At 69.9% G+C, this 4,562-nt stretch carries 5 protein-coding genes; 1 reads left to right on the forward strand and 4 read right to left on the reverse strand.

Annotated elements, in window-relative coordinates:
• A partial coding sequence (locus AC2VNT_RS02900; protein WP_486945427.1) for an NAD(+) synthase occupies window positions 1-1,244 on the forward strand: 1,244 nt, incomplete at its 5' end.
• Window positions 1,245-1,254: 10 nt separating this feature from the next.
• On the opposite strand, the gene AC2VNT_RS02905 is transcribed toward AC2VNT_RS02900, so the two are convergent.
• The 4 genes from AC2VNT_RS02905 to AC2VNT_RS02920 all read right to left on the reverse strand — a co-directional run bounded on the left by AC2VNT_RS02905 (window position 1,255) and on the right by AC2VNT_RS02920 (window position 4,376).
• On the reverse strand, window positions 1,255-1,923 hold the full coding sequence (locus AC2VNT_RS02905) for a sensor domain-containing protein (RefSeq protein WP_486945428.1): 669 nt from the start codon (window positions 1,921-1,923) through the stop codon (window positions 1,255-1,257).
• An 80-nt stretch (window positions 1,924-2,003) separates the two neighbouring features.
• Window positions 2,004-2,726, reverse strand: a complete 723-nt coding sequence (locus tag AC2VNT_RS02910; RefSeq protein WP_486945429.1) for a sensor domain-containing protein — start codon at window positions 2,724-2,726, stop codon at window positions 2,004-2,006.
• Window positions 2,723-3,415: a sensor domain-containing protein gene (locus AC2VNT_RS02915; protein ID WP_486945430.1), complete on the reverse strand. Its 693-nt coding sequence runs from the start codon at window positions 3,413-3,415 to the stop codon at window positions 2,723-2,725. The genes AC2VNT_RS02910 and AC2VNT_RS02915 overlap by 4 nt, the downstream gene beginning before the upstream one ends.
• A gap of 88 nt (window positions 3,416-3,503) precedes the next feature.
• Window positions 3,504-4,376, reverse strand: a complete 873-nt coding sequence (locus tag AC2VNT_RS02920; RefSeq protein WP_486945431.1) for a ribokinase — start codon at window positions 4,374-4,376, stop codon at window positions 3,504-3,506.
• Window positions 4,377-4,562 lie beyond the last annotated feature (186 nt).

The following is a 4,562-nucleotide window of genomic DNA, read 5'->3' on the forward strand; positions in this document are numbered from 1 at the left end:
CCGGCGCCCGCCGGTCGGGGGCCGCCGTCGACGTCGGCCTGCTCTGCGCCGAGCGGCTGCGCCGGGGCACCTTCGACGACAACCGGCGGCACCATCGGGCAACCGGCGCGTTCCGGCGGGTGGAGTTCACCGTCGACCCGCCGACCAGCGACGTCGGGCTGGTGCGGGCGGTCGAGCGTTTTCCGTTCGTACCGTCGGACCCGGCGCGGCTGCAGCAGGATTGCTACGAGGCCTACAACATCCAGGTCTCCGGCTTGGAGCAGCGGCTGCGGGCGCTGGACCATCCGAAGGTGGTGATCGGGGTCTCCGGGGGGCTGGACTCGACGCACGCGTTGATCGTCGCGGCGCGGGCGATGGACCGGGAGAACCGGCCGCGCAGCGACATCCTGGCGTTCACCATGCCGGGCTTCGCCACCGGTGAGCGGACCAAGGCCAACGCGATCGCCCTGAGTAAGGCGTTGGGTGTCACCTTCGAGGAGGTCGACATCCGCGCCACGGCCGGCATGATGCTGACCGAGATCGACCATCCGTTCGGCCGCGGCGAACCGGTCTACGACGTGACGTTCGAGAACGTCCAGGCCGGTCTGCGCACCGACTACCTGTTCCGCATCGCCAACCAACGCGGCGGGATCGTGCTGGGCACCGGAGATCTCTCCGAGCTCGCGCTGGGCTGGTCGACCTACGGGGTCGGCGACCAGATGTCGCACTACAACGTCAACGGCGGCGTGCCGAAGACGCTGATCCAGCACCTGATCCGGTGGGTGATCAACTCCGGTGAGTTCGGCGCGGACGTCTGCGAGGTGCTGGGCTCGGTGCTCGGCACCGAGATCACCCCGGAGCTGGTTCCCGGAACCGACGCCGGCGTCCAGCGCAGCGAGGACGTCGTCGGGCCGTACGAGCTGCAGGACTTCACGCTGTTCCAGGTGTTGCGCCACGGATTCCGTCCGTCGAAGATCGCGTTCCTGGCCTGGCACGCCTGGCATGACGTCGACCACGGCGGTTGGCCGCCGGGCCACCCGGCCGGCAAGCGGTCGGCGTACTCACTCGGTGAGATCCGGCGCTGGTTGACCGTGTTCGTCCAGCGGTTCTATGCGTTCAGCCAGTTCAAACGATCGGCGTCACCGAACGGGCCGAAGGTCTCCGCCGGCGGGTCGCTGTCGCCGCGCGGTGATTGGCGAGCTCCATCGGACATGTCCGCCCGGATCTGGCTGGAGGAGATCGACCGCGACGTTCCGGAGGACTGACCGGCGCCGATCACTCCGCGGCGGCGATCTTCTCGGCGATCTTGTCGACGACCGAAACGGCCTGGTCGCGGGTGTCGGCGGCGCAGGTGCTCACGTCGATCACCACGTTGTTGCGGGCCGCCAGCGCCCGCAGGCACGCCCACCCCTGCCCGCCTTCCTGGGTGCGCAGCATGGTGAGAATCCCGTCGTGCTCACTCGTCGCGCCCAGCCCCCAGGTGTAGACGGCGTCGTCCGGGTCGTCGACGAATTCGTCGGTGATGGTGCGGTTGTCGCAGCTCGCCCAACCGGTGACCTGGTTCTGGTACGCGTCGTTAGCCGCGCCGGCATCTCGGAACGCCACCACGGCCTGTTCGACGATGTGGTGGTAGTCGTCTTTGTTCTCGCGAAGATCCTGGCGTTGGACGCCGAGCCAACCGGTGCCGGCGTAGACCTCCTGTAAGGCCGGCCAGAGGAGGGCCACGCAGTCGTTGTCGACGATACGGCCGTGGTACATGTGGTCGCCGGAGGTCACGATCTTCAGCCCGCCGGCCCCGGTGATGGCGGAGAGCTCCCCGGTGGAGAGCAGCAGCCCGGTCAGGTCGCCGGACGCGACGGGTTTCGGCGCGCGGCCCAGGGTCGGCGCCGGCTCGGCGCTGCCATCGGTGGTAACCGTGCACCCGGTCGTGAGAACGGCGAACATCACGACTGCCGATACTCGGCGCATGCGACACCCCTCTGTGAGCCGTCGGGCACCGACCGGTGACGCTCGGGCACGGTTCGTTATTCGGCGGCGGAGACCTTCTCCGCGATCTGCTTGACGATCCTAGGGCCTTGGTCCTTGATCGAATCGGCGCAGATCTTGACGTCGATGACGATGTTGTTGACCGCTCCGAGCGACCGTTGACACCCCCAGCCGTGGCCGCCCGCCTGGGTGCTCGACACGGTGAGAACTCCGTCGTTCTCGGCGGCCGTCCCCAGCGTCCAGTCGACGCCGGTGCGGATGTCCGGCATGTCCAGATCGCGATCGTTGAGCCGGCGGTTGTCGCAGGTGGGCCAGCTGCTCACCTGGCCGGCGTAGAAGTCATGGGTGGCGAGCGCGTCCGAGAACGCCACCACGGCCTGGTAGACGATGTGGTCGTAGTCCTCGTCGTCCTCGCGAAGCTCCTGCCACCGCAGCGCCTGCCAGCCGGCTCCGGCGTAGACGGCGTTCTCCGCGATCAGCCAGAGCCCCAGGCAGTCGCTGTCGGCGATCCGGTCGAGGAATGTCTTGGTGCCGGAGCGCAGGACCCGGAGCCCACCGGCGCCGATCGCGGTGTCGGCCTCGCCGGAGCTGAGCAGCAACCCGGGTAGCGCACCGGCTGCCAGGGGGTTCGGTGCGTGGCCCAGGGTCGGTGCCGGGACGGGCCTTCCCGCGGTGGTGCTCGCGCATCCAGCGGTGACGGCGGTCAGCACCAGCACGGCGGCCAGCAGCCGCCGGGTGCGATCCCCGCCGCGCACGGTCACGGCTTCGCCGAGATCTTCTCGGCGATCAGTCTGGCGAGCTGGACGCCCTGGTCGCCGATGTCGTCGGCGCAGGTTTCCACGTCGATGACGACGTTGTTGGCCGCGCTCAGCGCACGCTGGCAGGCCCAGCCCCGGCCGTTCACCTGACTTCGCAGGATGGTGAGGACGCCGTCCTTCTCGGCGGCGGCGTTCAACGACCAGTCGGTGCCGTGCGCGTCCGGGTCGCCGACTTGTCGGTCGTTGAAGGTGCGGTTGTTGCACTCGCCCCAGCTGCTGACCTGGGCGGTGTAGACGTCGTGCGCGGCCAGGCCGTCCGGGAATCCCACTACCGCCTGGAACACGATGTGGTCCCACTTGTCGAGGCTCTCCCGGAACTGCTGTCGCCGCACGCCCAGAAACCTAGTCCCGCCGTACACGCTCTGCTCGGTGCCACCCCAGGTGGGCAGGCAGTCCATGTCGGCGATGCGGTGCGAAAGCATGTCGTCGCCGGAGCCGACCTTCGTCATCCCGTTGGTCCCCATGACGGTGTTGATCTCCCCGGTGTCGAGCAGCACCTCGGTCAACGCGTTTGCCGCGATCGGCTTGGGGGCATGCCCGAGCGTCGGCGCGGGGGCGGCGATGCCCTCGGTCGTCGTCGTGCAGCCGGTCGCCAGCGTGGCCAGCGCGATCATGGTCAGCGCCCGACGCATTTCCTGGCCTCCTGTGCTCTGTCGGCTCAACGCCGACGGTCGGACGAACACTGGCGAGTATGCCAGGGCCGCGACCATCCTGACCGGATCATCGGTCGGCCTCGACCGCCGCGTCGATCGCCGCAGTGGTCGGTGCCGACTCGCCGGCGCCGGGCACCTGGGTGGCCAGCGCCCCGGCCACGTTGGCCCGGCGGATCGCCCGCAGCGGCCCGGTGGGCCAGCCGGCGGCCAGCACCCCGGTGAACGCATCTCCGGCTCCGGAGGTGTCGACCGGCCGCAGATCCAGGGTGGGCACCGCAATCCTCCGGCCATCCGGGCCGGTGTATTCGGCTCCTTCCGGGCCCAGGGTGACGACCAGGTGTTTGACCGGCCAGTGCCAGTCGTGGACCTCGACCTCGTTGACCACGACCACGTCGGTGACCGCGGCGAGTTGTTCCAGGAGTGCCGGGTCGGCGCCGGCCGGGGAGACGTTGACCATCACCGTGGCACCGGCGTCGTGGCCGATTCGGGCGGCGGCCACCGCGGTGGCCACCGGGATCTCCAGCTGCATCAGCAGCACGTCGCAGTCGGCGATGGTCTCCCGCACCGCGGTCGCGTCGGCGGTCAACGAGCCGTTGGCGCCGGCCGCGACGATGATCGCGTTCTCCCCGGAGTCTTCGACCATGATGGTCGCCGCTCCACTCGGGCCCGGCACCACGATCAGCCCGTCGGTGCCGACGCCGTTACCGGCCAGGTGGGCACGCAGCTGTTCGGCCGCCGGGTCGTCGCCGACGGCGCCGACGAACTGCACTCGGGCGCCGGCCCGGGCCGCGGATACCGCCTGGTTGGCGCCCTTGCCGCCGGGGACCGAGCGCACCGACGTCGCCAGCACCGTCTCGCCGGGCTTCGGCAGCGCGTCGACGGTCAGCACGGTGTCCAGGTTCACGCTGCCGACCACGCACACCGTGGTCGGCAGGCTCATCGGCTGCTCCGTCTCGCCGCGTCCCGGCGCCGTGCCACGAAACGATGTGTCATGCGCCGACTCTAGTGTCGGCAGCGCGGCCGGAGATAACTGCGCCAACCCGGCGGGGCGTTCCGGCCGCTCGGTGGCGGCCGATTCGCTTAAGGGATGAGTTTGTCGGCACCGTCGGACAGCGAGCCGGCCCAG

This window comes from Mycobacterium sp. TH-M15, from assembly GCF_057473705.1.

Bases quoted from the DNA above. Each gene is read 5' to 3' on its own strand.
- AC2VNT_RS02905 (WP_486945428.1), bottom strand. From the start codon at position 1,923: ATGTTCGCCGTTCTCACGACCGGGTGCACGGTTACCACCGATGGCAGC.
- AC2VNT_RS02915 (WP_486945430.1), bottom strand. From the start codon at position 3,415: ATGCGTCGGGCGCTGACCATGATCGCGCTGGCCACGCTGGCGACCGGC.
- AC2VNT_RS02920 (WP_486945431.1), bottom strand. From the start codon at position 4,376: ATGAGCCTGCCGACCACGGTGTGCGTGGTCGGCAGCGTGAACCTGGAC.